Source organism: Nocardioides pocheonensis, assembly GCF_003725535.1.
GTDB lineage: Bacteria > Actinomycetota > Actinomycetes > Propionibacteriales > Nocardioidaceae > Marmoricola > Marmoricola pocheonensis.
On sequence record NZ_RJSF01000005.1, the window covers coordinates 155,263 to 180,524 of the forward strand.

24 protein-coding genes are annotated in these 25,262 nt (G+C 70.3%); 4 read left to right on the top strand and 20 right to left on the bottom strand.

The annotated features are described in order from the left end of the window. The first annotated feature begins 19 nt into the window (after positions 1 to 19). Positions 20 to 643: a TetR/AcrR family transcriptional regulator gene (locus tag EFL26_RS02980; protein WP_123221404.1), complete on the top strand. Its 624-nt coding sequence runs from the start codon at positions 20 to 22 to the stop codon at positions 641 to 643. 9 nt (positions 644 to 652) lie between these two features. Here EFL26_RS02980 and EFL26_RS02985 read toward each other — a convergent pair whose 3' ends face one another. The 16 genes from EFL26_RS02985 to EFL26_RS03065 form a co-directional block, all read right to left on the bottom strand. Continuing rightward, on the bottom strand, positions 653 to 1,543 hold the full coding sequence (locus EFL26_RS02985) for an amidohydrolase family protein (RefSeq protein ID WP_183408003.1): 891 nt from the start codon (positions 1,541 to 1,543) through the stop codon (positions 653 to 655). After that, the gene (locus tag EFL26_RS02990) at positions 1,540 to 2,484 is read right to left on the bottom strand and encodes a 3-hydroxyacyl-CoA dehydrogenase NAD-binding domain-containing protein (RefSeq protein WP_123221405.1); all 945 of its coding nucleotides are present in this window, start codon (positions 2,482 to 2,484) and stop codon (positions 1,540 to 1,542) included. The genes EFL26_RS02985 and EFL26_RS02990 overlap by 4 nt, the downstream gene beginning before the upstream one ends. Further along, a complete protein-coding gene (locus EFL26_RS02995) occupies positions 2,481 to 4,481 on the bottom strand; it encodes an acetoacetate--CoA ligase (RefSeq protein WP_245999979.1) in 2,001 nt (666 codons plus the stop codon). Before EFL26_RS02995 ends, EFL26_RS02990 begins: the two co-directional genes overlap by 4 nt. Then, complete coding sequence (locus EFL26_RS03000) at positions 4,478 to 5,320, bottom strand: crotonase/enoyl-CoA hydratase family protein (protein WP_123221406.1); 843 nt, start codon at positions 5,318 to 5,320, stop codon at positions 4,478 to 4,480. The genes EFL26_RS02995 and EFL26_RS03000 overlap by 4 nt, the downstream gene beginning before the upstream one ends. Beyond that, the gene (locus EFL26_RS03005; protein ID WP_221176816.1) at positions 5,317 to 6,891 is read right to left on the bottom strand and encodes an acyl-CoA synthetase; all 1,575 of its coding nucleotides are present in this window, start codon (positions 6,889 to 6,891) and stop codon (positions 5,317 to 5,319) included. The genes EFL26_RS03000 and EFL26_RS03005 overlap by 4 nt, the downstream gene beginning before the upstream one ends. 2 nt (positions 6,892 to 6,893) lie before the next feature. Continuing rightward, positions 6,894 to 7,994, bottom strand: coding sequence for an NAD(P)-dependent alcohol dehydrogenase (locus EFL26_RS03010; RefSeq protein WP_123221407.1), 1,101 nt, complete (start codon positions 7,992 to 7,994; stop codon positions 6,894 to 6,896). Between the two features lie 13 nt (positions 7,995 to 8,007). Beyond that, positions 8,008 to 9,540, bottom strand: coding sequence for an aldehyde dehydrogenase family protein (locus EFL26_RS03015; protein ID WP_245999980.1), 1,533 nt, complete (start codon positions 9,538 to 9,540; stop codon positions 8,008 to 8,010). Between the two features lie 207 nt (positions 9,541 to 9,747). Then, a complete protein-coding gene (locus tag EFL26_RS03020; protein ID WP_148046611.1) occupies positions 9,748 to 10,059 on the bottom strand; it encodes a hypothetical protein in 312 nt (103 codons plus the stop codon). A 383-nt stretch (positions 10,060 to 10,442) separates the two neighbouring features. After that, positions 10,443 to 10,919 (bottom strand): MarR family winged helix-turn-helix transcriptional regulator, encoded by a 477-nt coding sequence (locus EFL26_RS03030; RefSeq protein ID WP_123221410.1) that lies wholly within the window; start codon positions 10,917 to 10,919, stop codon positions 10,443 to 10,445. Between the two features lie 22 nt (positions 10,920 to 10,941). Continuing rightward, the gene (locus EFL26_RS03035) at positions 10,942 to 11,859 is read right to left on the bottom strand and encodes an alpha/beta hydrolase (RefSeq protein ID WP_123221411.1); all 918 of its coding nucleotides are present in this window, start codon (positions 11,857 to 11,859) and stop codon (positions 10,942 to 10,944) included. A 23-nt stretch (positions 11,860 to 11,882) separates the two neighbouring features. Continuing rightward, positions 11,883 to 12,347: a MarR family winged helix-turn-helix transcriptional regulator gene (locus EFL26_RS03040; protein WP_221176817.1), complete on the bottom strand. Its 465-nt coding sequence runs from the start codon at positions 12,345 to 12,347 to the stop codon at positions 11,883 to 11,885. Next, on the bottom strand, positions 12,344 to 13,318 hold the full coding sequence (locus EFL26_RS03045; protein ID WP_123221413.1) for a branched-chain amino acid ABC transporter permease: 975 nt from the start codon (positions 13,316 to 13,318) through the stop codon (positions 12,344 to 12,346). The genes EFL26_RS03040 and EFL26_RS03045 overlap by 4 nt, the downstream gene beginning before the upstream one ends. Then, positions 13,318 to 14,172, bottom strand: a complete 855-nt coding sequence (locus EFL26_RS03050) for a branched-chain amino acid ABC transporter permease (protein WP_123221414.1) — start codon at positions 14,170 to 14,172, stop codon at positions 13,318 to 13,320. Before EFL26_RS03050 ends, EFL26_RS03045 begins: the two co-directional genes overlap by 1 nt. Then, the gene (locus EFL26_RS03055) at positions 14,169 to 14,864 is read right to left on the bottom strand and encodes an ABC transporter ATP-binding protein (RefSeq protein ID WP_123221415.1); all 696 of its coding nucleotides are present in this window, start codon (positions 14,862 to 14,864) and stop codon (positions 14,169 to 14,171) included. The genes EFL26_RS03050 and EFL26_RS03055 overlap by 4 nt, the downstream gene beginning before the upstream one ends. Beyond that, positions 14,848 to 15,648 (bottom strand): ABC transporter ATP-binding protein, encoded by an 801-nt coding sequence (locus tag EFL26_RS03060; RefSeq protein WP_123221416.1) that lies wholly within the window; start codon positions 15,646 to 15,648, stop codon positions 14,848 to 14,850. Before EFL26_RS03060 ends, EFL26_RS03055 begins: the two co-directional genes overlap by 17 nt. Before the next feature lie 27 nt (positions 15,649 to 15,675). Next, complete coding sequence (locus EFL26_RS03065; protein WP_123221417.1) at positions 15,676 to 16,869, bottom strand: ABC transporter substrate-binding protein; 1,194 nt, start codon at positions 16,867 to 16,869, stop codon at positions 15,676 to 15,678. A gap of 278 nt (positions 16,870 to 17,147) precedes the next feature. Here EFL26_RS03065 and EFL26_RS03070 point away from each other — a divergent pair, with 278 nt between their 5' ends. The 3 genes from EFL26_RS03070 to EFL26_RS03080 are packed head-to-tail and all read left to right on the top strand — an operon-like array spanning position 17,148 to position 20,385. Next, complete coding sequence (locus tag EFL26_RS03070; protein ID WP_221176818.1) at positions 17,148 to 18,533, top strand: aspartate aminotransferase family protein; 1,386 nt, start codon at positions 17,148 to 17,150, stop codon at positions 18,531 to 18,533. An 8-nt stretch (positions 18,534 to 18,541) separates the two neighbouring features. Further along, positions 18,542 to 20,014: an NAD-dependent succinate-semialdehyde dehydrogenase gene (locus EFL26_RS03075; RefSeq protein WP_123221445.1), complete on the top strand. Its 1,473-nt coding sequence runs from the start codon at positions 18,542 to 18,544 to the stop codon at positions 20,012 to 20,014. Next, positions 20,011 to 20,385: a hypothetical protein gene (locus tag EFL26_RS03080; protein ID WP_123221419.1), complete on the top strand. Its 375-nt coding sequence runs from the start codon at positions 20,011 to 20,013 to the stop codon at positions 20,383 to 20,385. Before EFL26_RS03075 ends, EFL26_RS03080 begins: the two co-directional genes overlap by 4 nt. A gap of 414 nt (positions 20,386 to 20,799) precedes the next feature. Here EFL26_RS03080 and EFL26_RS03085 read toward each other — a convergent pair whose 3' ends face one another. The 4 genes from EFL26_RS03085 to EFL26_RS03095 all read right to left on the bottom strand — a co-directional run bounded on the left by EFL26_RS03085 (position 20,800) and on the right by EFL26_RS03095 (position 25,214). Beyond that, positions 20,800 to 21,747 (bottom strand): NmrA/HSCARG family protein, encoded by a 948-nt coding sequence (locus tag EFL26_RS03085; protein ID WP_123221420.1) that lies wholly within the window; start codon positions 21,745 to 21,747, stop codon positions 20,800 to 20,802. Positions 21,748 to 21,936: 189 nt separating this feature from the next. Further along, the gene (locus EFL26_RS03090; protein WP_123221421.1) at positions 21,937 to 23,631 is read right to left on the bottom strand and encodes a choline dehydrogenase; all 1,695 of its coding nucleotides are present in this window, start codon (positions 23,629 to 23,631) and stop codon (positions 21,937 to 21,939) included. Then, entirely contained in the window at positions 23,628 to 24,089 is a 462-nt protein-coding gene (locus EFL26_RS23825) for a hypothetical protein (RefSeq protein WP_148046612.1), read from the bottom strand. Before EFL26_RS23825 ends, EFL26_RS03090 begins: the two co-directional genes overlap by 4 nt. Positions 24,090 to 24,131: 42 nt before the next feature. Then, positions 24,132 to 25,214, bottom strand: a complete 1,083-nt coding sequence (locus EFL26_RS03095) for an alcohol dehydrogenase family protein (RefSeq protein ID WP_123221422.1) — start codon at positions 25,212 to 25,214, stop codon at positions 24,132 to 24,134. Between the last annotated feature and the right edge of the window lie 48 nt (positions 25,215 to 25,262).

The following is a 25,262-nucleotide window of genomic DNA, read 5'->3' on the forward strand; positions in this document are numbered from 1 at the left end:
TTATTCGGAAGAGGAATTCGTGGGAAGGCCCAGCACCCCCCTGCTCTCGCCAGACGCGATCGCCGTCGCGGCGCTGCGCCTGGTCGACCGCACCGGGGAGTTCACGATCGTCCAGGTGGCCGACGCGCTCGGGGTGCGCCCGTCCTCGCTCTACAACCACTTGTCCAGCAAGGCAGAGATCGTCGAGGCGATGCGCTCGTGGGTCTTCCGCGAGGGCAGCTTCGAGGCCGACGGGGCGGGGACGTGGGACCAGGTCGTCCGCACCCTTCTGCGCCGCTACCGGGACTGCTTCGCCCGCCACCCGCGGCTGATCCCCCTCGTGACCGCGTACACCGTGTCGTCGCCCGAGGTGATGTCGATGTACGACCAGCTCGCCGAGACCCTGTCGCAGGCCGGTGTCGGCGACAGCAGGCTGCTGGACGTGATCACGATGTGCGACAGCGTCGTCCTGGGGGCCGCCCTGGACCTGGCCGCGCCCGACGAGGTGTGGGCGGTCGACCTGGCGCGCAGCACGGCGCTGACCGCGGCGATCCGCGAGGCCGGCTCCGGACGTGAGCGCGCGGACCGCGCCTTCGAGGTCGCGCTCGACGTGCTGCTCACCGGGATCGCGAGCATGGTCGAGAGCGGCCGGCTCGGCCCCTGACGTCCGCACTCACCCCAGCCGCAGCAACCGCGCGGCGTTCTCCTTGAAGATCAAGGGTCGGGCCTCCTCGCGGACCTCCAGCTCGTCGAACGACGCCATCCACCGGTCGGGCGTGAGCACGGGGAAGTCGGAGCCGAAGAGCACCTTGCGACGCAGCAGCGTGCCGAGCTGGCGCACCAGCTGGGGCGGGAAGTACTTCGGGAGCCAGCCGGACAGGTCCATGAACACGTTCGCCTTGTGCGTCGCGATCGAGATCGCGGCGTCGACCCACGGCACCGACGGGTGGGCCATGACGATCTGCAGGTCCGGGAAGTCCGCCGCCACGTCGTCGAGCAGCATCGGGTCGGAGTAGCGCAGCTTGATCCCGCGACCGCCCGGCAGGCCCGCGCCGATGCCGGTCTGCCCGGTGTGGAAGAGCGCCACGACCCCGAGCTCGGAGAACGCCTCGTAGAGCGGGTAGTACGCCGGGTCGTTCGGCGCGAACGCCTGGAGCGACGGGTGCAGCTTGAAGCCGCGGACGCCGTGCTCGGCCACCAGGTGGCGCGCCCGCTCGACCGCCGCTGCCCCCTGGCGCGGGTCGACGGACCCGAACGGGATCAGCACGTCGTTGTTGCGGGCGGCACCCTCGGCGATCTCCTCGCTGGAGAGCGCGGGGTGCCCGGTGGCCGTGCTCGCGTCGACGGTGAACACGACGGCGGCCATCGACCGCTCGCGGTAGTGCGCGGCGATGTCGTCGAGCGTCGGGGTGCGCAGCTGGTCGGCCTTGAAGTACGCCGCCGAGGCGTCCATCAGCTCGTCGTCGAGCGAGAAGTGACCGTGCCCGTCGGCCTCGACGTGGGTGTGCACGTCGATGGCGACGACCGCGTCGAGGTCGATCGCGGGCTCGTAGCGCGTGGTCATGGCAGCACCTCCGAGCGCGCCTTGGCGGCGAGCAGTCCGACGAGCAGTGCGTCCCTCTCGGCGGCCAGCGTGGCGACGTCGATGCCGCCGAGCTCGTCGTGCACGCCGGCGACCAGTGTCTCGGCGAGCTGCGGTGTCAGCTGCGGAGCGCCGAGGTCGTCCATCAGCGCCTGCGTGGGTGGCCCGAGGTGGGCGAGCACGTGCGCGAGCCCTCCGTCGCCACCGGAGAGGTGTTGGTTGGCGACCGGGCCGAGCAAGGCCCACCGCAACCCCGGGCCGTTCGAGATCGCCGCGTCGAGGTCGGCGACCGTCGCCACTCCGCGCTCGACGAGCGAGTAGGCCTCGCGCCAGAGCGCGGCCTGCAGCCGGTTGGCGAGGTGACCGGGCACCTCCTGGCGCACGTGGACCGGGCGTTTGCCCACCCCGGCGTAGAACGCCATGGCTGCGTCGACGACGCCGGAAGGGGTGTCCGGAGACCCGACCACCTCGACGAGCGGCACCAGGTACACCGGGTTGAAGGGATGTCCGACGACCACGCGCTCGGGGTGCCGCGCGCACATCGATGCCAGCCGGCTCGGCAGCATGCTGGAGGAGCTGCTGGCGACCACGACGTCGGGCGGCACCAGCGCATCGAGCTCGGCGAAGATCGCCGCCTTGACGTCGTCCCGCTCGGGCGCGTTCTCCTGCACGAAGGCGGCGCCCTCGACGGCCTTCCCCAGGTCGCCGGTGAACGAGAGCCGGTCCTGCCAGCCGTCGGTGTCGAGGCCGAGCCGGGCGAGCACGGGCAGGGCCCGCTCGACGTCGCGCAGCAGCCGCTCCTCGGCGTCCGGCGCCGGATCGGTCACCGCGACCTCGAGGCCGTGGGCGAGCAGATGGGCGGCCCAGGCGTTGCCGATCACCCCGGCGCCGACGAGCGCCACACGCCGGACGTCGGTCCTCATGACTGGCCCTGCCCGTCGCGCGCCGCGGCGTACGCGACGTAGGCGTCCAGCGCCTGCGGGTCGGCGAGCGAGTCCGCCGTGGCCACCTCGGCGACCGGCCGGCCCTGCAGGATCCGCTTGGCGGGCAGCTCGAGCTTCTTGCCCGTGCGGGTCCGGGGCACCGCCGGCACCGCCACCACGGCGTCCGGCACGTGACGCGGCGACAGCGCCGAGCGGAGCTCGCGGGCGATCGAGGTGCGGAGCTCGTCGTCGAGCTCGGCTCCCGTGGCGGGCACGACGAACAGGATCAGCTCGCCGTTGCCCCCGGCCGGGTCCTCGAGGTGGACGACGAGGCTGTCCTCCACCTCGGGCATCTCCTCCACCACGCGGTAGAACTCCGCGGTGCCCAGCCGGACTCCGCCCCGGTTGAGCGTCGCGTCCGACCGGCCGGCGACCACGCACGAACCGTGCTCGTCGAACCTGACCCAGTCGCCGTGCCGCCACACGCCGGCGAAGTCCTCGAAGTACGTCGACCGGTAGCGGCTCCCGTCGGCGTCACCCCAGAAGCCGACCGGCATCGAAGGCATCGGCCGCGTGATCACGAGCTCGCCGAGCTCGCCGACGACCGGACGGCCCTGCGGGTCGTACGCCGCCGCCGCGACTCCGAGGCACGCGCCGGAGATCTCGCCTGCGCGCACGGGCTGCAGCGGACTCCCCTGCACGATCCCGGTGCACACGTCGGTGCCACCGGAGCCGACGTTGAGCAGCACGTCCGGGCCGAACTGCTCGCGCACCCAGGCGTAGCCCTCGATCGGCAGCGGGCTGCCGGCCGCGCCGATCTGCCGCACGCGGGACAGGTCGTGGTCGACCGCGGGCCGGAGCCCCTCCTTGCGGCTGGCCATCAGGAACCCGGGACTCGCACCCATGAGCGTCGCGCCGGTCTCCTCCGCGAGCCGCCACTGCCAGTCCAGGTCCGGGAACATCGGGTTGCCGTCGATCATCACGATCGAGGCACGCACCAGCAGCGCCGAGACGAGCGCGTTCCACATCATCCAGGCGGTAGTGCTGAACCACAGCAACCGGTCGCCCGGTCCGAGGTCCCAGCTCAGCGCGTGGTTCTTCAGGTGCTCGAGCAGGATGCCGCCGTGGCCGTGCACGATCGGCTTCGGCTTGCCGGTCGTGCCCGACGAGAAGAGCACGTAGAGCGGGTGGTCGAACGCCACGGCCTCGAAGGTGAGCGGCTCGTCGGTCGCGAGCAGGTCGGGCCACGAGAGGGTGTGCGCGAGCGCCTCGCCGCCGTACGGCACCTGCACGACGTGCTCGACGGTCGGGAGTGCGCGGCAGATCTCGGCCACCTCGGCGGTCCGGTCGACGTCCTTCGCCCCGAACCGGTAGCCGGCGACGACCAGCAGCACCTTGGGCTCGACCTGGGCGAAGCGGTCCACGACGCTGCGGGCGCCGAACTCCGGCGCGCAGCTGGCCCACACCGCGCCGAGGCTGGCCGTGGCCAGGAAGGCGACCAGCGTCTCCGGGATGTTCGGCAGGTACGCCGCGACGCGGTCACCGGGCCCGACTCCGAGTCCCGCCAGCCCGGCACGGGCACGCGCGACCTGCGCGCGCAGCTCACCGAAGGTGAGCTCGACGCGTTCGCGGGTCTGCGAGTACGCGACGACCGCGACCTCGTCGTCGCGCGAGGTGTCTGCGAGCAGGTGCCGCGCGTAGTTGAGCCGGGCACCCTCGAACCAGCGCGCGCCCGGCATCGCCTCGTGCGCGAGGACCGTGTCGTAGCCCGTGTCGGACGCGACGCCGAAGTGGTCCCAGACCGCCGACCAGAACCCGTCGAGGTCACGGACCGACCACTGCCACAGGTCGTCCCAGTCGTCGAACCGCACGCCGTCGCGCTCCTCGACGAACCGCACGAACGCACCGATCCGCGTGGTCGTGCGCCAGTCGTCGGGCGGGGACCAGATCACGTCCCCGGGCTGCACCTGCGACCCGGCGACCGAGGCGCCGCTCACCGGCCTTCGTCCGCGCCGCGGCCCACCTTGCCGGCCCGGCCCTCCAGGAAGGCGCTCATCCGCGACTTCGCCTCGTCGCTGCCGCCGGCGACCGCGGCCATCAGAGCCTCGAGCAGGTAGCCCTGGCTCGGGCTGGACTCGGCGATCCGGGGCAGCGCCTGCAGCACGGCGAAGTTCGTGATCGGGGCGTTGGCCGCGATCCTGCTCGCCAGCTCGAGCGCCTTGGCCAGGCCCTCGCCCTCGCCGACGAGGTAGTGCGACAGGCCGATCGCGTGGCCGTCCGTGGCGTCGTACACGCGGCCGGTGAGCATCATGTCGGCCATCCGGTTCACGCCGATGAGCCGAGGCACCCGGACGGACGCACCACCGCCGACGAACAGTCCGCGCTGGCCCTCCGGCAGCGCGTAGAAGGTCGAGGGCTCCGCCACCCGGATGTGGGCCGAGCTGGCGAGCTCCAGTCCCCCGCCGATCACGGCACCGCGCAGCACGGCGACCACCGGCAGGCGACCCTGCTCGAGACGCGCGAAGGCACGGTGCCACATCATCGAGTGGTCCAGGCCCTCGAGGGTGTCCCGGTCGGTCAGCTCGGCGAGATCGAGGCCCGCCGAGAAGTGGTCGCCCTCCGCGTCGAGCACGACCGCGCGCGCCCACGCGGGCGGCTCGGCGAAGAAGCTCTCGATGCCCAGCACCGTCGCGTCGTCGAGCGCGTTGCGCTTGGACGGCCGGGCGAGCCGCAGCACGGCGACCGCGTCGTGGCGCTCGAGCACGAGCGACACGGGGAGCAAGGCGCGGACCTGCCGGTCCTCGTCCAGCTCCGGGGCGGCATCGCGGGCGGTCATGGTTTCTCCTCGAGAGTGGTTCGGGCGCGGTCACGGAGGTGCGAGCGGAGGATCTTGCCGGTGGCGTTGCGCGGCAGCTCGTCGACGAAGCAGAGGTGCTTGGGGATCTTGTAGCGGGCGAGGTGTGCCTCGAAGTGGGCGCGCAGCTCCGCCTCGGTGACCGTCGCGCCCGGGAAGGTCTCGACGTACGCGACGCCGACCTCGCCCCACCGGTGGTCGGGCAGCGCGACGACGGCGGCGGACCGTACGCCGGCGCACGTGATCGCGACCGCCTCGACCTCGGCCGGGTAGATGTTCTCCCCACCGGAGATGATCACGTCCTTGACCCGGTCGACGACGTAGCCCCAGCCGTCCTCGTCGGCGCGCAGGATGTCGCCGGTGCGGAACCAGCGGTCGTCGACGACGCCGGCGGTCGTCTCCTCGGGGCGGTTCCAGTAGCCGGCGAACACGTTCGGCCCTCGCACGAGCAGCTCGAGCCCGGGCCCCTCCTGGGGCACCGGTACGACGGATCCGTCGGCGCCGAGCGCGGCGACATCGGTGAAGAAGTGGGGCACCCCGACCGACACCGGACGGTCGCCCGAGCCCTCCTGCAACGCCATGTAGATGCCGGGACCGGCCTCGGTCATGCCGTAGCCCTGCAGCACCCGGACCCCACGCTCCAGCCAGGCGCGGGCGACACCCTCGTTGACGGACGAGCCGCCGAAGACCACGTGCCGCAGCGAGCTCAGGTCGGCATCGGCCCAGGCCGGGTCCTCGACCATGAGCTGCAGCATGGTCGGCACCGCCGAGAAGCTGGTGATGCCGTGCTCGCCGACCAGCCGCAGCACGGTCCCGGCGTCGAACTTGTCCAGCACGTCGACGCTGCCGCCCTTGAACAGGGTGGGGAGCGTGACCTGGCCGAGCCCGACCGCGTGGAACAGCGGGGCGATGCACAGCGCACGGTCGGTGCTGGCCGTGTCGAAGTGCGCCAGCTGGTTGATCGTGTTCCAGGTCAGGTTGCCGTGGGTGAGCGTCGCGGCCTTCGGCCGGCCCGTCGTACCGGACGTGTAGAGCAGGAGGGCGGGATCGGCCAGCGTCACGTCGACCTCGGCAGCCAGGGGTGCGGCTGCCGCGACCTCCGCCTCGACCTCGGCGAACGGCAGGGTGACCAGCCGGTCCAGCTCCGGGTCCTCCACGAGCTCCTTGGCGACGAGCTCGACGCCGTTGCCGACCAGGAGCACCCGGGCTCCGCAGTCGGTCAGCATGTAGGCGACCTCGGCCGCCGCGAGGCGGGTGTTCAGCGGCACGAACACCGCGCCGAGCAGTCCGCTGGCGAAGAACGCCTCGAAGGTGGTGAGGTCGTTCGTGCCGAGGTGGGCCACCCTGTCGCCGCGCTGGACACCCCGGTCCCGCAGCACCGACGCGAGCCGGGCGGCCCGGTCGGCGAGCTGGGCGTAGGTGAGGGCGCGGTCGCCCTGACGCAGGGCGACCGCGTCCGGCGACATCCGGGCACGGCGCCAGGGCCAGCTGCCGAGGCCCTGGTTGCCGCTGGACCGGAGTGCTGCCTGGAGCGCGGTCTCCTGCTCGGACAAGGTCAGAACCTCAGCACGGGCTTGATCGTCGTGCCGGCGCTGACGTCGGCGACCGCCTGCTGGATGTCGGCGAAGGAGTACTCCTGCACCAGCCGGGCCAGCGGCATCCGGCCCGTGCGCACGAGCTCGACCAGCGCCGGGATCAGCGTCTGGGTCTCGCTGTCACCCAGGGTGAGGCCGACGACCTGCTTGCCGGCGAGCATCGCGTTGACGTCGAGGGCGACCTCGGTGCCGAACGGCGGAGCGCCGATGACGACCGCGGTGCCGCGGGCGGCCAGAGCGTCGACACCCTGCCGGAGCACCGCCACGCTGCCGGTGGTCTCCACGACGCCGTCCGCTCCCGCGCCGGTGATCTCGGCGACCGCAGCGACGAGGTCCTCGGTGGTCACGTCGACGACGTGGGTGGCACCGAGCTGGACCGCGAGGTCGAGCCGGGAGGCCACCTTGTCGACCGCGATGATCGTGGTCGCCGGGGTCAACGCTGCCGCCATCACGGCCGAGAGCCCGACGGCCCCGGCGCCGAGCACGACGACCGAGCTGCCCGGCCTCGGCTTCAGCACGTTCCACACCGCACCGGCGCCGGTCTGGACACCGCAGCCCAGCGGAGCCAGCAGCTCCAGAGGTGCGTCGGGGCTGACCTTGACCAGGCTGCGCTCGTCGACCACGGCCATCCGGGCGAACGAGGACTGGCCGAAGAAGTGACCGCCGAGCGGCTCTCCGTCACGGGTGATCGTGGCCGAACCGTCGGCCCGTCGTCCGCCGATCAGGTTGTCGGGCAGCCAGGTGGCGCAGTACGCCGGGTGGCCGTCGCGGCAGTTCCGGCACGCGCCGCACGAGGTGAAGGAGAGCAGCACCTGGTCGCCCGGCTTGACCCGGGTGACGCCCGCACCGACCTCCTCGACGACGCCAGCGCCTTCGTGCCCGAGCACGCCGGGCAACGGGAACGGCAGTCCTCCGCTGGCCACGCCGAGGTCGGTGTGGCAGAGGCCGGCAGCGACCATGCGCACGAGGACCTCGCCGGCCTGCGGCTCGGCGAGCTCGACCTGGCTGAGGGTGAACGGGGCTCCGCCGCTCTCGACGACGGCTGCTTCGGTGACAGTCATGGCTCTCCTCCGCTCAGTCCAGCGAGATGACGACGGACTTGTCGCGGGTGTACGGCGCGAGGCCCTCGGGCCCGTACTCGCGGCCGAAGCCGGACGCCTTCACGCCGCCGAACGGCACCGCCGGGTCGAGCATCGCCCAGTCGTTGACCCACACGATGCCCGCGTCGAGCCGGGCGGCGACCCGGTGCGCCCGGGCCAGGTTCGTCGTCTGGATCCCCGAGGCCAGGCCGTAGGGCGTGCTGTTCGCCATCGCGATCGCCTCGTCCTCGGTGTCGAACGGCTGCACCGTCAGCACGGGGCCGAAGATCTCCTCCTGCACGACTCGGGAGTCGTTCGCCAGGTCGGCGATCACGGTCGGCTTAAAGTAGAAGCCGCCGTTCAGGGCGAGGCGCTCCCCGCCGCACACGATCCGGCCGCCGTCGGCGACCGCCTGGGCGACGTACGACTCGACCTTGGCGACGTGGCGCTCGGCGGCCATGGGACCGACCACGGTCTCCGGGTCACGCGGGTCGCCGACCGGTACGCCGGGCACGGCCTGGGCCAGGATGCCGAGGAGCGTGTCGTACAACGGCCGGGCGACGAGCAGGCGCGGGCCACCCATGCAGAACTGGCCCGTGTTGAAGACGAACGCCTTGATCGCGGAGCCGACCGCCTTCTCGACGTCGGCGTCCTCGAAGACGATCTGCGCGGCGTTGCCGCCGAGCTCCATCGTGACGGGGGTGAGCGCCTCGCCGGCGACAGCAGCCGCGTGCCGGCCGATGGCGGTGGAGCCGGTGAACGCGATCTTGTCGACGCCGGGGTGGCGCAGCAGGGCCTCGCCGGCGACGGCGCCGGCACCCGTGACGACGTTGACCACACCGTCGGGCACGCCGGCCTCGGAGAGCAGCTTCGCCATGAACAGCGCGCTGAGCGGGGTGTCGTCGGCGGGCTTGTGCACCACGACGTTGCCCGCGGCCAGCGCCGGCGCGATCTTGGAGCTGGAGAGGATCAGCGGGAAGTTGAAGGGCGTGATCGCGCCGACGACGCCCAGCGGCTCGCGACGCGTGTAGGCGACGGCGTTCATCGGGGTCTCCCGCGTGGCGCCGTCGACCGCCTGTGCCAGACCCGAGTAGTACTCGTACACCTCGGCGGCGGTCGCCACGTCGACGACCCGGCACAGCGTCACCGGCTTGCCGACGTCGAGGCTCTCGAGCCGCACCAGCTCGTCGGCGTTCTCGCGGATCAGGTCGGCGACCCGGTGCAGGATGCGCGCCCGCTCCCGGCCGCTCATGCCCCGCCAGGGGCCCTGGTCGAAGGCGGCGCGGGCCGCAGCGACGGCGGCGTCGATGTCGCCGGCGTCGCCCTCGGCCACCGTGCCGACGGCGTTGCCCGTGGAGGGGTCGACGACGTCCCGCCGACCGCCGGCGGCGGCGGGCAGCCACTGGCCGCCGATGAAGAGCTCGCCGTGCTCGAGCGTCGAGGGTGCCGTCGTGGGGCTGGGCATCTGGCCGCTGTCCCCCGTCGTCTCGACCGGGCTGTCCAGCGGGCTCGTCTGGGTGTTCGTCACGCTTGATCCTCCTCCCGGGAGCCCCCGTGGCGGAAGATCGTCGTCCGCGACTATCAGGGTTCCTGTCGATCCGAAGTGTGCACGTCGATCAGGATCCCTGTCAATGGGTTCGGGTGGGACCGGTCAGTGCACCGGATCAGTCAAGGGCTGCCGAGCGTCAGGACACCCGCTGAACGCGTCCGCTCATGCCGATGAGCGATCGCCAAGTCAGGCCGTGCTCAGGACCCAACCAAACTCGTGGGCGAAGTCGTCAAAGCACGGGTCGCAGACCCAGCGCTCAAGACGTCGCTCCTGGACCTGGGTCACCAACCCGACCGTCAGCACGTCGGGATGCTCGGCGATGAACTGTGCGTGGCCAGCGGAGAACTGAGGATCCATGAACTTGGCCCAACACATCTGGCACTCGTCGTGCTCCCAATGCTCATCAAGAGCGCGGTAGTCACGGCGGAGGAACACGGTGCCAGGCGGGAGGAACTGCTCCTGGCCCTGGCGTCGCCAGTCGTCCGAGTCTGTCGGCATGGGCTGAGAGTAGTTGGAGAAGTGACCGATCATGCCGCTGAGCGCCCACTCCGGAGCCCGCGCACGATTTGGCTTAGGAGGTAACCCACTCCAAGACGACAAGCACGATGAGTAACACGGAGAAAGCCACCCCGGCCCACCGACTGAACTGGAAACTTCTGAAGATCCGGGACGCCGGGTCCGGCTCCTTTGCCCTGACCATCTTGTAGAACGACACGTTGTACGGAACAGACCACCGCCACGAAACGAATCCGAAGATAGTCGCGAAAGCGACGATACTCAGCCCGGCCCAATCCATCGCGTCATCATCGCAGTGCTGCCAAGCGGGTGTCCGCTCATGCCGAGATCCGGGTGCCGGTAGCACTCCTCCGCCAACGCACCGATCAGTGCACCGGGTGCTCGTGGAGCGACGTCCGGCACTGCACGAGGTGCCGACGGAGGACGGTCACCTCGCTGCGGTCGAGGCCCGCCACCATCTCCTCCTCGATCGCCGCGACCGGATGGCGCAGCCGGTCGACGACCTGCTGGCCCTTCCGGCTCAGCGACAGCAGGTACTGGCGGCGGTTGCCCGGGTCGCGCTCACGCTTCACCAGGCCGCACTCGAGCAGGTAGGTCACCATCTCGGCCATGGTCTGCGCGCGCACGAACGAGCTGCGCGCCAGCTCCGCGGAGGTCATCCCCGGATGCCGCTCCAGCACCGTGAGCGCGGTGTACTGCAGGGCGGTCAGGTCCTGCGTGGAGGCCACCTCCTCGAGGCGTTGCCGGATCGCGAGCTCGACCTGCTTGATCAGGTAGAGCAGCGTGACCCCGTGCGCCCGGTCGCCCGGGCGCTCCTCCGTTGTCGTGGCGTCGCCTGGCATGACGCCATGATGTCCTACGCCGTCACGCTGTCGCCCTGCGCACGGCCGCCGCCACCAGGTCGAGCGCCTCGTGCGCGGCGGGGACCATCGCACCGAGGGTGAAGAACGCGTGGATCATCCCGTCGAAGCGCACGTGCTCCACCGGTACGCCGGCCTCGCACAGCCGCGCCGCGTAGGCCTCGCCCTCGTCGCGGAGCGGGTCGAGCTCGGCGGTGACGACGAGCGCCGGCGGAGCCCCCGCCAGCTGCGTGTCGTCGGCGAACAGCGGGGAGGCCAGCGGGTCCTTGAGGTCGCCGTAGTCGCCGAGGTACTGCGCCCGGAAGTAATTGCAGGCGTTCCGGGTCAGCAGGTAGCGCTCGGCGTTCTCCTCGATCGAGGGCTGCGACATGGTGAGGTCGGTCATCGGGTAGAGCAGCACCTGCAGCCGGAACATCCCGTGCAGCTGGTGCCCGAGCACGGCGCTGAGCGTGCCGCCCGCGGAGTCGCCGGCCGCGACCATCCGGTCCGGGTCGCCGCCGTGCTCCGCGATGTGGGCGTGGACCCACCGCGCGACGGCCTGGGCATCGTCCACCTGCGCCGGGAACGGGTGCTCGGGGGCGAGCCGGTAGTCCACGCTCACGACCAGGCAGCCCGTGGCCGCGCACAGCGCCCGCACGACCGCGTCGTACCCGTCGAGGCTCCCCATCACGAACCCGCCGCCGTGGTTCCAGACCACGACCGGGAGCGGCTCGTCCCCCGCGCCCTGGGGCCAGTACAGCCGCACCGGGACGCCGTCCGCCTCGAGGTCGAGGGTCCTCGCCACCGCGACCGGCTCACCGGCGAACGCCGCGAGCCCGTCGTACGCCTGCCGGGCCTCCGCCGGGGGCAGCTCGTCCAGCGGGGGCACACCGGGAGCAGTCAGGATGTCCAGGACGGCCTGGGCCGAGGGGTCGATGGGCATGGTTCCTCCAAGGGGTGGGGTTGCTAGCGGAGTGGGGCTGGGGTCAGGGAGCGGCGGCAGCGCAGCAGGGTGGTGCGCAGCGCGTCGATCTGGGCGTCGTCGAGGCCGCTCAGCATCCGGCGCTCGACGGCCGCGGCCGAGGCGGTCAAGGACTCCACGATCTCGGCGCCCGCCGCACTGAGGGTGAGCAGGTACTGGCGCCGGTTGCTCTCGTCGCGGACGCGGTCGACCAGACCGTGGTCGAGCAGGTAGGCGACCATCTCCGCCATCGTCTGGGTGCGGACGAACGAGTTGCGCGCCAGGTCCGCCGACGTGATCCCCGGGTCGCGCTGGAGCACGGTGAGCGCGGTGTACTGCAGGGTCGTGAGGCCGGCGGGTTCGACCACCTCGTCGAGCGCGTGCCGAGCGGCGAGCTCGACCTGCTTGACCAGGTAGAGCAACGAGACCTCGCGGGTCTTGACGGAGCTCACTCCACGCGACCCCGTCACGCAGGTGATCCCTGCGGGCGGCGGAGGCGCAGCGACCCGACCGACGGCACGATCCCGCGCGGCAGGAACAGCAGCGCGATGATGAGGACGGTGCCGTAGGCGGCGTACTGGATGATCGGCGCCGCCGTGGGCGGCAGCCCCGGCTGGCTGCTCACGGTGTTGAGCGCCTGGAGCAGCACCGACACGACCACTGCGCCGACCACACCGCCCCAGATCGTGCCGAGCCCGCCGACGACGGCCATGATCACGTAGGTGAACGACTCCAGCGGCGGGAAGGAGTCGGCGCTGACGTACGGCGTGAAGAACGCGGTCACCGCTCCGGCGAGGCCCGCGAACGCCGCGGAGAGCGCGAAGACCCCGACCTTGGTCCACCCGACCGGCACCCCGGCCGACTCCGCGGCGGTCTCGCTCCCCGACAGCGCGCGCATGGCGCGGCCGAAGCGGCTGTCGACGATCCGGGCGGACGACCAGAGCACGACCGCCAGGCACGCCAGCGCGAGGTAGGCATAGGGCCGCTGGTCGGTCACCGTCCAGCCGCCCACCCCGAAGGCGGGGATGCCACTCACACCGTAGGCGCCACCGAGCGCGTCGATGCTCGACATCGCGGTCTGCACCATCAGCAGGAGGGCGAGCGTGCCGAACGCCAGGTAGTGCCCCTGCAGGCGCAGCAACGGGCGGCCGACGACGGTGGCGAACATCCCCGCGACCAACGGCGCCAGCAGCAGCACGACCAGCGGCGGCAGTCCCCACCGCGTCGTGCCGAGCGCCACCGTCAGTGCTCCGACGGCGACGAACGCGCCCTGGCCGAGCGACGCCTGACCGGCGTAGCCCATCAGCATGGAGAGGCCGGACACGACGACCGCGGCGAGCACGGTGTGCACGAAGAACGTCTGGTCCGAGAGCACCAGCGGCGCGATGCACGCCGCGACAGCGGCGACGACGACCAGAAGGGTCGAGGGACGGCGGGTCATCACTTTGCCTCCTCCGCCACGAAGGTGCGGCTGCGAGCGATCATGATCAGGAGCATCAGGAGCAGGGCCACCTCGGTCTGGTACGACCCGTTGAGGTAGCCGGCGGTGAGCTGCCCGGCCACGCCGAGCACCAGGCCGCCGACGAGGGTCCGGCCCGGACTGCTGAGCCCGCCGAAGACCGCCGCGGCGAAGCCGCTCAGCGCCAGGGCCAGGTCGGAGGAGAACGACAGTGCGTTGCTCGGCGCCACGAGCACACCGGCCAGTCCGCCCAGGACGCCTGCGAGGGCGAAGGCCAGCAGGCCCATCCGGCGTACGTCGATCCCGACCAGGCGGGCGGCGTACGGGTTCGACGCGCTGGCGGTGAGCGCCTTGCCGAGGTAGGTCCGCGAGAAGAACAGCGCGACCGCCGCGAAGGCGAGCAGGGTGACGAGCAGGACCAGCAGCCGCTGCCGCTCGACGTCCACGCCGAGGAGCGTGACGTGACCGCGCAGGCCCGGTGGCGACACCGGGTCCTGGCCCCACAGCAGGATGATCGCCGCCGAGACCAGCATGGAGAGCCCGAGCGTCACGATCAGCGAGATCAGCGGGTGCGTCCCGCGCCGGCCGAGTGCCACCCAGCCGACCACGGCACCGACGACTCCGCACACGAGGACGGCGGCGGCTTCGGCGAGTCCGTGCGGCAGCCGGCCGCGCAGCAGCGACGCCGCCATCATCGCCGCGATGATCGCGAAGGATCCCTGGGCGAAGTTGACGATCCGCGTCACCCGGTGCACCACGACGAAGCCGCTGCCGATGAGGGCGAACGATGCTCCGAGGGTGATCCCGGTGACGAGGTAGGTCAGGAACTCCTTCATGCGGGCACCTCCGTGTCGGCCCTCAGCTCGCCGGCCACCCCGAGGTCGCCGAAGTAGGCGCGGCGTACCGCTTCACTCTCGGCCAGCTCGGCGCTCGGGCCGGCGGCCACCACGCGTCCGGCCTCGAGGACGCACGTGCGCGGACACAGGTCGAACGCGAGGGAGACCTCCTGCTCGACCAGCAGGATCGCGGTGCCGCGATCTCGGTTCAGGAAGCGGAGGTGCTCGGCGAGCTCGGCGACGACGAGCGGGGCCAGGCCCAGGGAGAGCTCGTCGATGGCGAGCAGGTCCGGCTTGGCCATCAGCGCTCGCCCGATCGCGACCATCTGCTGCTGCCCGCCGGAGAGGCGACCCGCCTTCGCCTTGCGCAGGCGCACGAGGTCGGGGAGGAGATCGAGGACCTCGCTCAGGTCGCGGTTGCGGATCGACCAGCCCCCGAGGACGAGGTTGTCCTCCACCGTCATGTCCGGGAACATCTGCCGGCCCTCGGGCACCTGGGCGATCCGGCCCTCGCAGGTCACGCTGCCGGATGCGGCCGGCACCAGCCCGCTGACCGCGTTGAGCAGCGTGGACTTGCCCGCGCCGTTGGGCCCGACCAGGGCGACCATCTCTCCGGCGTCGAGGTGCAGCGAGACGCCGTCGAGCGCGACCGCCGCGCCGTAGCGGACGACCAGGTCATCGATGCGCAACATGCTGGGCTCCTGTGTGCTGGGCCGCGTGCTGTCCGCCGGCGCCGAGGTAGGCGGTGATCACGCGCGGGTCCGTCGTCACCTCGGCCGGCGTGCCGTCGGCGATCACCTCGCCGAGGTCGAGCACGGTGATCCGGTGGGCGAGGCTGGTGACCATGCCGACGTCGTGCTCGACGAGCAGGATTGTCATGCCGTCGGCGTTGAGCTCGCGCACGAGGTCGGTCAGGTCGGTGCGCTCGCCGGCACGCAGGCCCGACGCCGGCTCGTCGAGGAGCAGCACCCGGGGCTGACCGGCGAGGGCCCGAGCCACCTGGAGGCGTCGCTGCTGCCCGAGCGGCAGCGCCGCCGCCGGCTGCTGGGCCGCGGCCTCCAGGCCGACCCGGGCCAGGCAGCGCTCGGCCAGCTCCCGCGTCTCGCGCTCCTGCCGGCGCTGGCTGGGTGGCCGGACGACGGCGGCGACCAGGCCGCCGTGCGTCCGGGCGTGCGCCCCGACCATCACGTTCTCCAGGACGGTCATGCCCGGGAACAGCCGGGCACCCTGGAACACGATGGCCACGCCGTGCCGCGCCCGGACGTGCGGCGGCATCCGGTCCAGCGGCCGGCCGTCGAGGCTCACCGAGCCGGAGTCCGGTCGCAGGTGCCCGGCGACGAGGTTGAACAGCGTCGACTTGCCGGCCCCGTTGGGACCGATGACGCCACGCAGCTCGCCGTCGGGCACCTCCATGGAGACGTCCCGGTTGGCGTAGACACCGCCGAAGTGCTTCGACACCCGATCGATCGTCAACATGTCTGCGAACCGTTCTCTGGTCGAGGGTCAGTCGGGCAGGTTGGTCTTGAACTGCTCGAGCGAGTACGGCGTCGCCTTCAGCTCGCCGCCCTTGACCTGGACGATCGCGATCGCGTCCTTGCCGATGCCACCGTGGTCCGTGGGCGAGAACTTGAAGCGCCCGGTCGGGGTGAGCAGGTCGAGGGACTCGAGCGCGTCACGGACCTTCTCGCGGTCGGTGGACTTCGCCTTCTCGATCGCGGCGACGAGCAGCTGGATCCCGGTGGCGCCGTCGAACGCGAACTGCGGCGGGTAGACGCCCTTGTTCGCCTTCAGCCACGGGTTGGCGAACGCGTCGATCGAGTCCTTGAGCGCACCCGCCGGGAGCTCGCGGCCGGGCACGGCGATGTTGCTGGTCATCGTGACGCCCTCGCCCTCCTGGCCGGCCGGCTGGACGTACAGGTTCGAGGCCTCGGCACCGGTCATGACGAGCGGGATGCCTGAGCCGGCGAACTGCTTGGTGATGATCACCGAGGCGGGACCGGCGACCCACACCACGAACGCGTCCGGCTTGGCGGCCTTGACCTGGGAGATCACCGGCGTGAAGTCGGTCCCGGCAACGTCGATCTCCTTGTCCAGGACGACGTCGAGGCCGGCTGCCTTCGCCCCGTCGACCGTCGCCTTGTTGCCGACGGAGCCGTAGGGGTCCTTGCCGGTGTAGGCGATCGCGACCTTCGTCAGGCCCTGGGCCTTGAGGTAGTCGACCAGCGCCTCGCCGTACAGCTCCGGGATCGCGACGCAGGTGAAGGCGTACTTGTTCTTGCCGTCCTTGAACGCGCTCACCGGACCGAGGGCGATGGTCGGGATCCGGTTGCTCTGCATGCTCGGACCGGCCGCCGTCGAGGCCGAGACGTTCGAGGAGGACAGGATCGCGGTGTAGCTCTTGTCCGCGGCGAGCTGGTTGAAGTCCGTGACCGACTGGGGCACGTCGGTCTTGTCGTCCTTGATCGTGACCTCGAGCTTGCGGCCGAGCACGCCACCGTGGGCGTTGATCCGGGCGACCTCCTGCTCGACGGCGGCCTTGTCGCCGAGCCCGAGGGGAGCGAACGGGCCGGTGAGCGGGGCGACCAGGCCGATCTTCACCGGTCCTGAGGACGTGGCCGCCGAGCCGGCGGTGCCACACGCGGCAGTCATCGTGAGGAGACCCACTCCGACGAGTGCGATCAAGGGCTTCTTGGTCATGTACCACCTCTGACTGGTAGGCCGAGCGATTGACGTTTGTCAGGAACCCTGATCTTCAGGAACCCTGAGAATGGAGTATGAGGGCGGTCACAGACCCTGTCAACGGTCGTGGCGGCCGCCGTCGAAGAAGGCGGAACACGGCCGTCAGTCGCACCAGTTGCGACGGATTCCTCTGATTTCTCCGTGTGTAGTTGCGAAATCGCTTGCGCCCGTGTTCACTTTCAACGAATCCAGAAGTCGGAGGTGTCATGACCAGCGTGTCCGAATCCCCTGTCCCCGTGCACGATCCCCGCACGCATCGCTCCCTGCCCGAGCGGTCGAGGCCGGTTGCTGCAGGCCGTGCCGAGGAGCTGCTGGCGAGCGAGTGGGAGCGCTTCGCGTCCTCGACGTCGGCGTCGCGGGAGCACAACGACCGGGCGAGCCGCACGCTGCCCCTGGGGGTCACGTCGTCGTTCCAGCACTGGGACCCTTACCCCGTCTCGATCCGGTCGGCCCGGGGTGCGTGGCTGACCGACGTCGACGGCAGGCGGTTCCTCGACCTGTCGATGGGCTTCGGCGCGATGCTCGTCGGGCACCTCAACCCCGTCGTCGTCGAGCACGTCGAGCAGGCACTGCACGAGACCGGCACGCTGTTCGTGACGCCCTCACCCCAGGCGACCGACATGAGCGAGCGGTTCTGCCGGCGGTTCGGCATCGACATGATCCGGTTCACGAACTCCGGCACCGAGTCGCTGATGTACGCCATCCGTGCGGCCCGGGCCTTCACCCTTCGCAAGGCGATCGTGAAGATCGAGGGCGGCTACCACGGCGGGTACGACGCGCTGCAGGTGTCGGTGAAGCCCGCGCTCGCGGACATCGGCCCGGCCGACGCTCCGGTCGGCGACGTCCCGTTCGACGTCGAGGCCGGCACCGTCCACGTCGTCGCCTACAACGACCTGCCGATGCTCGAGCGCACCCTCGCCGCGCACGGTTCGGAGATCGCCGCCCTGGTCGTCGAGCCCGTGATCGAGAACCTCGCGATCGTGCTGCCGGACGAGGGCTACCTCGCGGGCGTGCGCGAGCTCTGCGACCAGCACGGCGTGGTGCTGATCTTCGACGAGGTCAAGACCGGCCTCACCGCCGGACCGGCGGGCGCGGCCCAGCGGCTCGGCGTACAGCCCGATCTGATCACGCTCGCCAAGAGCATCGGCGGCGGTCTGCCGCTGGCGGCGTTCGGCGGCAAGCGCGAGGTGATGGAGGTCGTGGTCGACGGCCGGATGGCGCACTTCGGCACCTACAACGGCAACCCTCTGGTGATGGCCGCGGCGCGAGCCGTCGACGAGATCTGCACACCCGAGGCACTCGCTGCGGCCGAGGCGATCAACGTGCGCGCGCTCACCGCCATCGACGAGGTGATCGCCGAGTACGAGCTGCCGGCGCACACCGTCGGTCTCGGGGTCAAGGGCTGCGTCACCTGGTCGACCACGCCGGTGCGCAACTACCGCGACTACAAGGCCACCGACTTCGGGGTCGCCGAGCTCGCCTGGCTGTGGGGCGTGAACCGGCAGATCCTCACGCCCCCCGGCCTCGACGAGCAGTGGCTGGTCTCGCTCGCCCACACCGACGAGGACATGTCGCTCCTGGTGGACGACTTCGCCGCGCTCGCCCGGGCGCTCAGGGGTTGAGCAACGCGATGAACGAGGTGGCTGCGATCGTGCGCGGTCTTGCGCCCTCGTCCGGCGTACTGATCGGCGGCGACTGGCGCCCGGGCGAGCTCGGCACGTTCGACGTCGACGACCCGGCCGACAAGTCGGTCGTCGCGGCGGTCGCCAACGCAGGGACGGGCCAGGCACGTGCTGCCGTGGACGCCGCCGAGGCCGCTGCCCGCGCGTGGGCGGGGACGCCGCCCCGGGCGCGTTCGGAGATCCTCCACCGCGCCTTCGAGTCGATGCGGCGGGACCGCGAGGCGCTGGCCCGGCTGATCACGGCCGAGAACGGCAAGTCGCTGCGCGATGCCGAGGCCGAGGTCACCTACGCCGCCGAGTTCCTCCGCTGGTACGCCGAGGAGGCGGTCCGCCCCGACGGCGGTTACGGCCCGGCACCCGCGGGTGGCACGCGCACCGTCGTGACGCACCGCCCCGTGGGCATCGCGGCCCTGGTCACGCCCTGGAACTTCCCGGCGGCCATGGCCACCCGCAAGCTCGGACCGGCACTCGCGGCCGGCTGCACCGTCGTGCTCAAACCGGCCCACGAGACCCCGCTGACCGCGCTGGCGATCGCGCGCCTGATCGAGGACGCGGGCGCGCCCGCCGGCGTCGTCAACGTGGTCCCGACGACGGAGCCCGCCGACGTCGTCGGTGCCTGGTTGTCCGACCCGCGGGTTCGCAAGCTGTCCTTCACCGGCTCGACCGCGGTGGGACGCCTGCTGCTGCGCCAGGCCGCGGACCGGGTGCTCAACTGCTCGATGGAGCTCGGCGGCAACGCTCCCTTCGTCGTGCTCGACGATGCCGACGTGCCGGCCGCCGTGGACGGCGCCATGATCGCGAAGTTCCGTGGCGGCGGGCAGGCCTGCACCGCGGCCAACCGCTTCTACGTCCACGAGTCCGTGGTCGACGACTTCACCGCCCAGCTGGCACTCCGGGTCGAGCGACTCCGCGTGGGTCGGGGCGCCGAGCCGGCCACGGACATCGGTCCCCTGATCAGCGGTCAGGCCGTCGCCGGTGCGACCGGCCTCATCGACGACGCGCTCCAGCGCGGCGCCCGGATCGCCGCCCAGACCTCGGTGCCCTCAGAGCTGAGCGGGCACTTCATGGCGCCGACGGTGCTCGCCGACGTGACGCCCGAGGCCCGCGTCGTGCAGGAGGAGATCTTCGCGCCGGTCGCCCCCGTCGTCGCGTGGCGGGACCAGGACGAGCTGCTGGCCATGGTCAACGGCACCGAGATGGGCCTCGCGGCGTACGTCTACTCCCGCGATCTCAAGCGCGCCATGGTGATGTCCGAGGCGATCGAGGCCGGCATGGTCGGCATCAACCGGGGACTCGTCTCGGACCCGTCCGCCCCGTTCGGCGGGGTCAAGCAGAGCGGCCTGGGACGCGAAGGTGCGAGGGAAGGCCTCGCGGAGTACCAGGAGACCCAGTACTTCAGCGTCGACTGGAGCACGCCATGACGGACGAGAGAGCCGTCCCGACGAGCAGCCGCGTCCTTCACGTCCCGGTCGACGGGGAGCTCTGCGAGGCCGACGTGCTCAGGGTCTGGGAGGAGCTGCGCCAGGAGGTGGCCTGCGCGCTGACCGGTGCCCCAGGGCTGTTCCCGGGCTACGACGACCTCGAGTGGCACCTCGCGGCGTCCGGCGGCCGCGACGTGCTCGTCTCGGCCCGGGCCGTCGAGGTCCTCGAGCGCCGGCACGTCGTCGACTTCGAGGCCACCCTGGTGCTCGACTCCGGCGACGGCGCACATCCGGAGGGACCCTCGCTCGCCCACGGACGCGGGCTGTCACTCGTCCTGACCGACCGGCCGTTCGCAGATCCTCGGCCCTGAATCCGGTACGCCGCCACACGGAGGCGTCCGAAAGCAAAGAACCCGCTGAACTCCTGCAGGTCAGCGGGTTCTTCATCCGGTAGCGGGGGCAGGTTGAACCTGCGACCTCTCGGTTGTGAGCCCGATTGGGCGCCGTCTCGCCCGTTCCGCGTAGACCCGAATTGGCCGTCTGATCTGCGCCTTTGCGTTCCGAACGTTCCACGGGGTCCCGCGTGATCGAGCCGTTCTCAGCACGTTTCGGCCGCAGAATTGGCCGCACGCCAGAATCCAGCACCGCATCGAACACGGGGCCCACGTCATCAACTGCGCCGATCGCCATCAGCGGCGTCCAACGGCTGCATGCATACAGCCCGGCGCCCGTGTTGAAGTCTTGACGAGTTCGAGCCACACATTGCCAGAACCGGCGCCAGACACTTACGCGACTTGAAGCTTCCCGGCGTTGTCCGTCAACCAATCGTCGAAGCTCCGGAGTGCTGGGTTGAGCTCGCGCAGCCGATCGAGGTCGCGAGCCTTGGTGAACTCCCGATCGAAGTCGCTGTAGTACTGGAACATGTTGCCCATCTCCTCGGCGATCGGGAGGTCGAGGGCGCGGAAGGCGTCAAACGGCACAGACTGCCAACGCACCGGCTCCCCGAGTGCTGCAGCCAGCTTCGCGGCGTACTGCGCGCCGGTCAGATGGTCCCCTGCGAGGCCGACTGTTTCGCCGACGAACCGCTTGCCTGCCTTGAAGATCGCGTAGGCGGTCCTGCCGATGTCTTCGGTGTCGACTCCCGAAAGCAACTTGCCATCCTGGATCGGCAGCGCCAACGTGAGGACTCCGTCGTCACCCCGTTGTGGGCCGAAGAAGTTGACGAAGTTTTGGAAGTAGAAGGTCGTGTTCAAGAAGGTGGTCGGCACTCCCGCCTCCTGGAAGAGTGTGTTTGCCTCCCCCTTGGCGTCGAAGTGCGGCACGTTGTACGAGCCTTGGAGTACTGGCATGCGGTCATCATCCAGCGGCAGCAACTCGCGCGTGTCCTCCAACGTGGACCAAACCACATGCTGGAGGTTGGTCGCCGCCGCCGCTCGCACCAGGACCTTGACCTCCTCGATCTCCTTTGCCGCTGAGCCGTGGGCAAAGAAGTTGGTCACGAGGAATGCGCCGTAGGCGCCTTCGAATGCCTTCTGCACGCTCGGCTCATCGTCGAAGTCCGCCTCTACGACGTGCGCGCCAAGCGCAGCGAGCTCCCGAGCCGCGGGGGATCTGGGATCGCGGGTAAGCGCCCTGACGGCGAAGCCTGAGCCAGGATCCGCCAGGATCGCGCGGGCGACGCTCCCGCCTTGCGAGCCGGTGGCGCCTGTGACGGCGATGATCTTGTCGTTCATGGTTGGTGCTCCTCTTGGGGCCGCGGGAGTTCGGACTTGAAGATTCAAGTCTACCACCGTGACTTGAAGATTCAAGTGAATCTGTCCCCGATAGCGCCGAGAACTCACCAGCTTCCGTCGGCCTTGGGCCGTCGCGCCAGCGAAGGCGGGTGCTGCGCCGCCGACTCTGTCCTCAGCCGAGTGAAGCCCTTAGCTGGTGTGGCGTCCGAACTGCGACCGGTTCTTTGAAACGTTCCCAACGCTGTAGAAGTCGGCATACTCGGGAGCCAGTGGAACCTTGCCCAAGATGACGTCGGCAGCCTTTTCGGCGATCATCATGACCGGGGCGTAGAGGTTGGCGTTGGGGATGACCGGCATCACTGATGCGTCCACTACGCGGATGCCTTCCAGGCCGTGCACGCGCATCGTCTCCGGATCGATGACCGCCGCCTCGTCCGTACCCATCTTGCACGTGCCACATGGGTGGTAGGTGGTCTCGGCGTCGCGAGCCACCCAGGCCAGGATGTCCCGCTCCGTCTTCACCTCTGGACCGGGCGAGAGCTCACCGTCGTTGTACGGCGCGAATGCTGGCTGGTTCAGCAGGTCGCGGGTGATCCGGACACCTTCGATCCACTCCCTGCGGTCCTGTTCGGTCGACAGGTAGTTGAAGGTCAGCACCGGAGCCTGGAACGGATCGTTGGCACGTAGCTTGACGTGGCCCTTCGACTGAGGCGTCTGCGGTCCGAGATTGATCTGGTACGCATGCTCAGTCGGCGCCGGTGTTCCATCGTTACGAACGCCAAGGGCCAGCATGGTGAGCATCTGGTTCGGCATGGGCACGCCGTCGTTGGAACGCACGAAGCCGCCCGCCTCGAAGTGGTTGCTGGCGGCGGGCCCCTGTCGCCGCAACAGCCACTTCGCGCCGATGGCGGGCCAGGTGCGCGACTTCAGGATCGATGCCATCGAGACCGGCTGCTTGCAGGCGTACATCACAAAGGCTTCGAGGTGGTCCTGCATGTTCTCGCCTACCCCCGGCAGGTCCTCGACAACGTCGATTCCGAGCTGCCGCAGCTCGGCACCGTTGCCCACCCCGGAGAGCTGGAGGAGCTGAGGTGAGTTGAAGGCACCACCAGCGAGGATGATCTCACTCCCGCGAACAACGGTCCTTCCGCCACGACGCGAAGCGAGCTCGACACCGACAGCGCGCCTGCCGGAGAACACGACGCGGCTGACCAGAGCACCGGTCACGACGTCGAGGTTCTCGCGCCGAGCGATCGGTTCGAGATAGGTGCGCGCGGCGTCGTACCGTTCGCCGTTCTTGATGTTGCAGTCGAAGGCCGCGAAACCTTCCTGGCGATAGCCGTTGACGTCCTCCGTAAGCACGTAGCCGGCTTGTTGTGCCGCCTCGAACAGCGCCCCGAACAACGGGTTCTTCGCCTCATGCCGCCTGACGGGGATCGGCCCGGACCGTCCGCGGTACCTGCCGGTCGCGTCGGGTCCGGCGTACCGTTCGAGTCGCTTGAAGTAGGGCAGACAGTGTGCGTAGTCCCACGCCTGCATCCCAGGTGCGTCCGCCCAGCCCTCGTAGACCAACGGGTTGGCGCGCTGGAAGAACATCCCGTTGATCGAGCTCGATCCCCCGACGAGCTTGCCCCGGTAGTGCTCGATCCTGCGACCGCCCAGCATCGGCTCCGGCTCCGACTTGTACTGCCAGTCGTAGAACCTGTTGCCCATGACGAAGAGGAACGCGGCCGGCACCCGCACCGGATAGTCGAATCGGGAGTGCCGGTGTCCGGCCTCGAGCACGAGGACTCGCGTACGCTCGTCGGCAGTCAGCCGGTTCGCCAGCGCACAGCCGGCGGAGCCGCCGCCGACGATGATGAAGTCGTAGCTCTCGCGCTTCATGAGGGATCCTTCTTCGTGGGTATGTGAGTCGAGCTCTCGATCGCGGCGTCCGTCGACGTCCGGACGTGAAGAGTTCGGCCTTCGCCCTCGACAAGAACTGTCCACGAGCCCGTCGCAGCGTCAGGTTCAGCTCTTGCGAGCAGGGCAACCGTGTGCGAAGTAGGACTGGCCTTGATGAGACGAGCCGAGAAGGTGACCGATCCAGCGTCTGGGGTGGCAGTCGTGTCCACGCGTAGCCGCTCGTAGCCGGCAAAGGCTCCCTGGGAACCGCACCACCTGATCGCAAGATTGCGACGTACCGCCTCGAGCCGTTTCAAGAGCTGGTCGGCCGTCAACGGCCGCTTGCCCGGTTCGATCAGCGAGGTCTCGGTCTCCACCGGCCATTGCCCGGGTGTCAGCGCGGCATCGCTCGCATGGAACGCCAGCACGTCGCAGCACTCCCCGTTCGTATCGGTCATTCCATGCCTCCTCTCTCACCAACGCCGCGCGTCAATCGGCCGTCACGGCACGACGACGTACTTGCCGACGTGCGTCCGCTTCAGGAGCTGCTCCTGGGCCCTCCGGAGCTCCGTGAGCGGGAAGGTGTTCTCGAGAAGTGGCTGCAGCAGACCTGCCTGGACGAGATCCACGAGCCGAGCGAACGTGGCGGCCGTCGGATTGGTGATGCCGTACATCTCCAGATCCTTGTAGATCAGATCGCGTAGGTCGATTCTCGTCGTCGGCCCAGCGATGGCGCCGGCTGTCGTGTACCGCCCCCCACGCCGCAACAGCTTGAGGAGGACGTCGAACATGTCACCGCCCACCACATCGGCAACGACGTCGGCACCTCGCTCACCGATGACCTTCTCGACGGCACGCTGCAGGTCCACCGTCTCGCGCGCGATGAAGTCGTGTGCACCGAGCTCGCGGAGACGCGACTCCTTGGCAGAGCCCGCGATGGCAACGACGCGGGCACCGCGAACCAACGACAGCTGGATGAGGGCGGTGCCGACTCCCCCGGCAGCGCCGGTGACGACGATGGTCTCCCCCTTGGCGAGTGCTGCGCGTGCGAGCATCTCCTCTGCGGTGTCGTACGAGCAGGGGAATGTCGCAAGTTCGGCGTCGCTGAGCGGACTCTCGATCGCGTGGGCGTTGACCGACGGTACGACGACGTACTGGGCGAAGCCGCCGTCTCGTTCGCTCCCGAGATACTCGATGAGCTGCGCGCGGGCGGGTAGATCCGGGTCCCGCACGGACGGGTCGACCAGCACGCGCTCACCCACACGCGCAGGGTCGACCCCCTCTCCCACGGCGGTGACACGACCCACGACAGCGGCTCCCTGGATGCGCGGGAAGTGCACGCTTCCCTGGTTCCACGAGGATGCCGCGTCGTCGTCCCGCCCGTGGATTCCAAGCTCCTCGGAGACTCCGGTCTCCACCACCGAGTCGTACCAGCCGGACCGCGTGTTGATGTCGGTGTTGTTCAGACCGCACGCGCCGACGCGCACGAGTACGTCCGCGAACCCGGGGGTCGGGGTGGGCACATCATCTCTCTGGACGAGCTTGTCGAGCCCCCCGTGGCCGGTGAGCACGACTGCACTCATCGTCGAAGGCACATGGGTATCGACCACAGAACCGACATCCACCCGGGA

What these genes read in the sequence shown, in the direction of transcription:
- EFL26_RS02985 (WP_183408003.1), bottom strand. Translation starts at nt 1,543, where the DNA reads ATGACCACGCGCTACGAGCCCGCGATCGACCTCGACGCGGTCGTCGCC.
- EFL26_RS02990 (WP_123221405.1), bottom strand. Translation starts at nt 2,484, where the DNA reads ATGAGGACCGACGTCCGGCGTGTGGCGCTCGTCGGCGCCGGGGTGATC.
- EFL26_RS03000 (WP_123221406.1), bottom strand. Translation starts at nt 5,320, where the DNA reads ATGACCGCCCGCGATGCCGCCCCGGAGCTGGACGAGGACCGGCAGGTC.
- EFL26_RS03010 (WP_123221407.1), bottom strand. Translation starts at nt 7,994, where the DNA reads ATGACTGTCACCGAAGCAGCCGTCGTCGAGAGCGGCGGAGCCCCGTTC.
- EFL26_RS03020 (WP_148046611.1), bottom strand. Translation starts at nt 10,059, where the DNA reads ATGCCGACAGACTCGGACGACTGGCGACGCCAGGGCCAGGAGCAGTTC.
- EFL26_RS03030 (WP_123221410.1), bottom strand. Translation starts at nt 10,919, where the DNA reads ATGCCAGGCGACGCCACGACAACGGAGGAGCGCCCGGGCGACCGGGCG.
- EFL26_RS03035 (WP_123221411.1), bottom strand. Translation starts at nt 11,859, where the DNA reads ATGCCCATCGACCCCTCGGCCCAGGCCGTCCTGGACATCCTGACTGCT.
- EFL26_RS03045 (WP_123221413.1), bottom strand. Translation starts at nt 13,318, where the DNA reads ATGACCCGCCGTCCCTCGACCCTTCTGGTCGTCGTCGCCGCTGTCGCG.
- EFL26_RS03050 (WP_123221414.1), bottom strand. Translation starts at nt 14,172, where the DNA reads ATGAAGGAGTTCCTGACCTACCTCGTCACCGGGATCACCCTCGGAGCA.
- EFL26_RS03055 (WP_123221415.1), bottom strand. Translation starts at nt 14,864, where the DNA reads ATGTTGCGCATCGATGACCTGGTCGTCCGCTACGGCGCGGCGGTCGCG.
- EFL26_RS03060 (WP_123221416.1), bottom strand. Translation starts at nt 15,648, where the DNA reads ATGTTGACGATCGATCGGGTGTCGAAGCACTTCGGCGGTGTCTACGCC.
- EFL26_RS03065 (WP_123221417.1), bottom strand. Translation starts at nt 16,869, where the DNA reads ATGACCAAGAAGCCCTTGATCGCACTCGTCGGAGTGGGTCTCCTCACG.
- EFL26_RS03075 (WP_123221445.1), top strand. Translation starts at nt 18,542, where the DNA reads ATGAACGAGGTGGCTGCGATCGTGCGCGGTCTTGCGCCCTCGTCCGGC.
- EFL26_RS03080 (WP_123221419.1), top strand. Translation starts at nt 20,011, where the DNA reads ATGACGGACGAGAGAGCCGTCCCGACGAGCAGCCGCGTCCTTCACGTC.
- EFL26_RS03085 (WP_123221420.1), bottom strand. Translation starts at nt 21,747, where the DNA reads ATGAACGACAAGATCATCGCCGTCACAGGCGCCACCGGCTCGCAAGGC.
- EFL26_RS03090 (WP_123221421.1), bottom strand. Translation starts at nt 23,631, where the DNA reads ATGAAGCGCGAGAGCTACGACTTCATCATCGTCGGCGGCGGCTCCGCC.
- EFL26_RS23825 (WP_148046612.1), bottom strand. Translation starts at nt 24,089, where the DNA reads ATGACCGATACGAACGGGGAGTGCTGCGACGTGCTGGCGTTCCATGCG.
- EFL26_RS03095 (WP_123221422.1), bottom strand. Translation starts at nt 25,214, where the DNA reads ATGAGTGCAGTCGTGCTCACCGGCCACGGGGGGCTCGACAAGCTCGTC.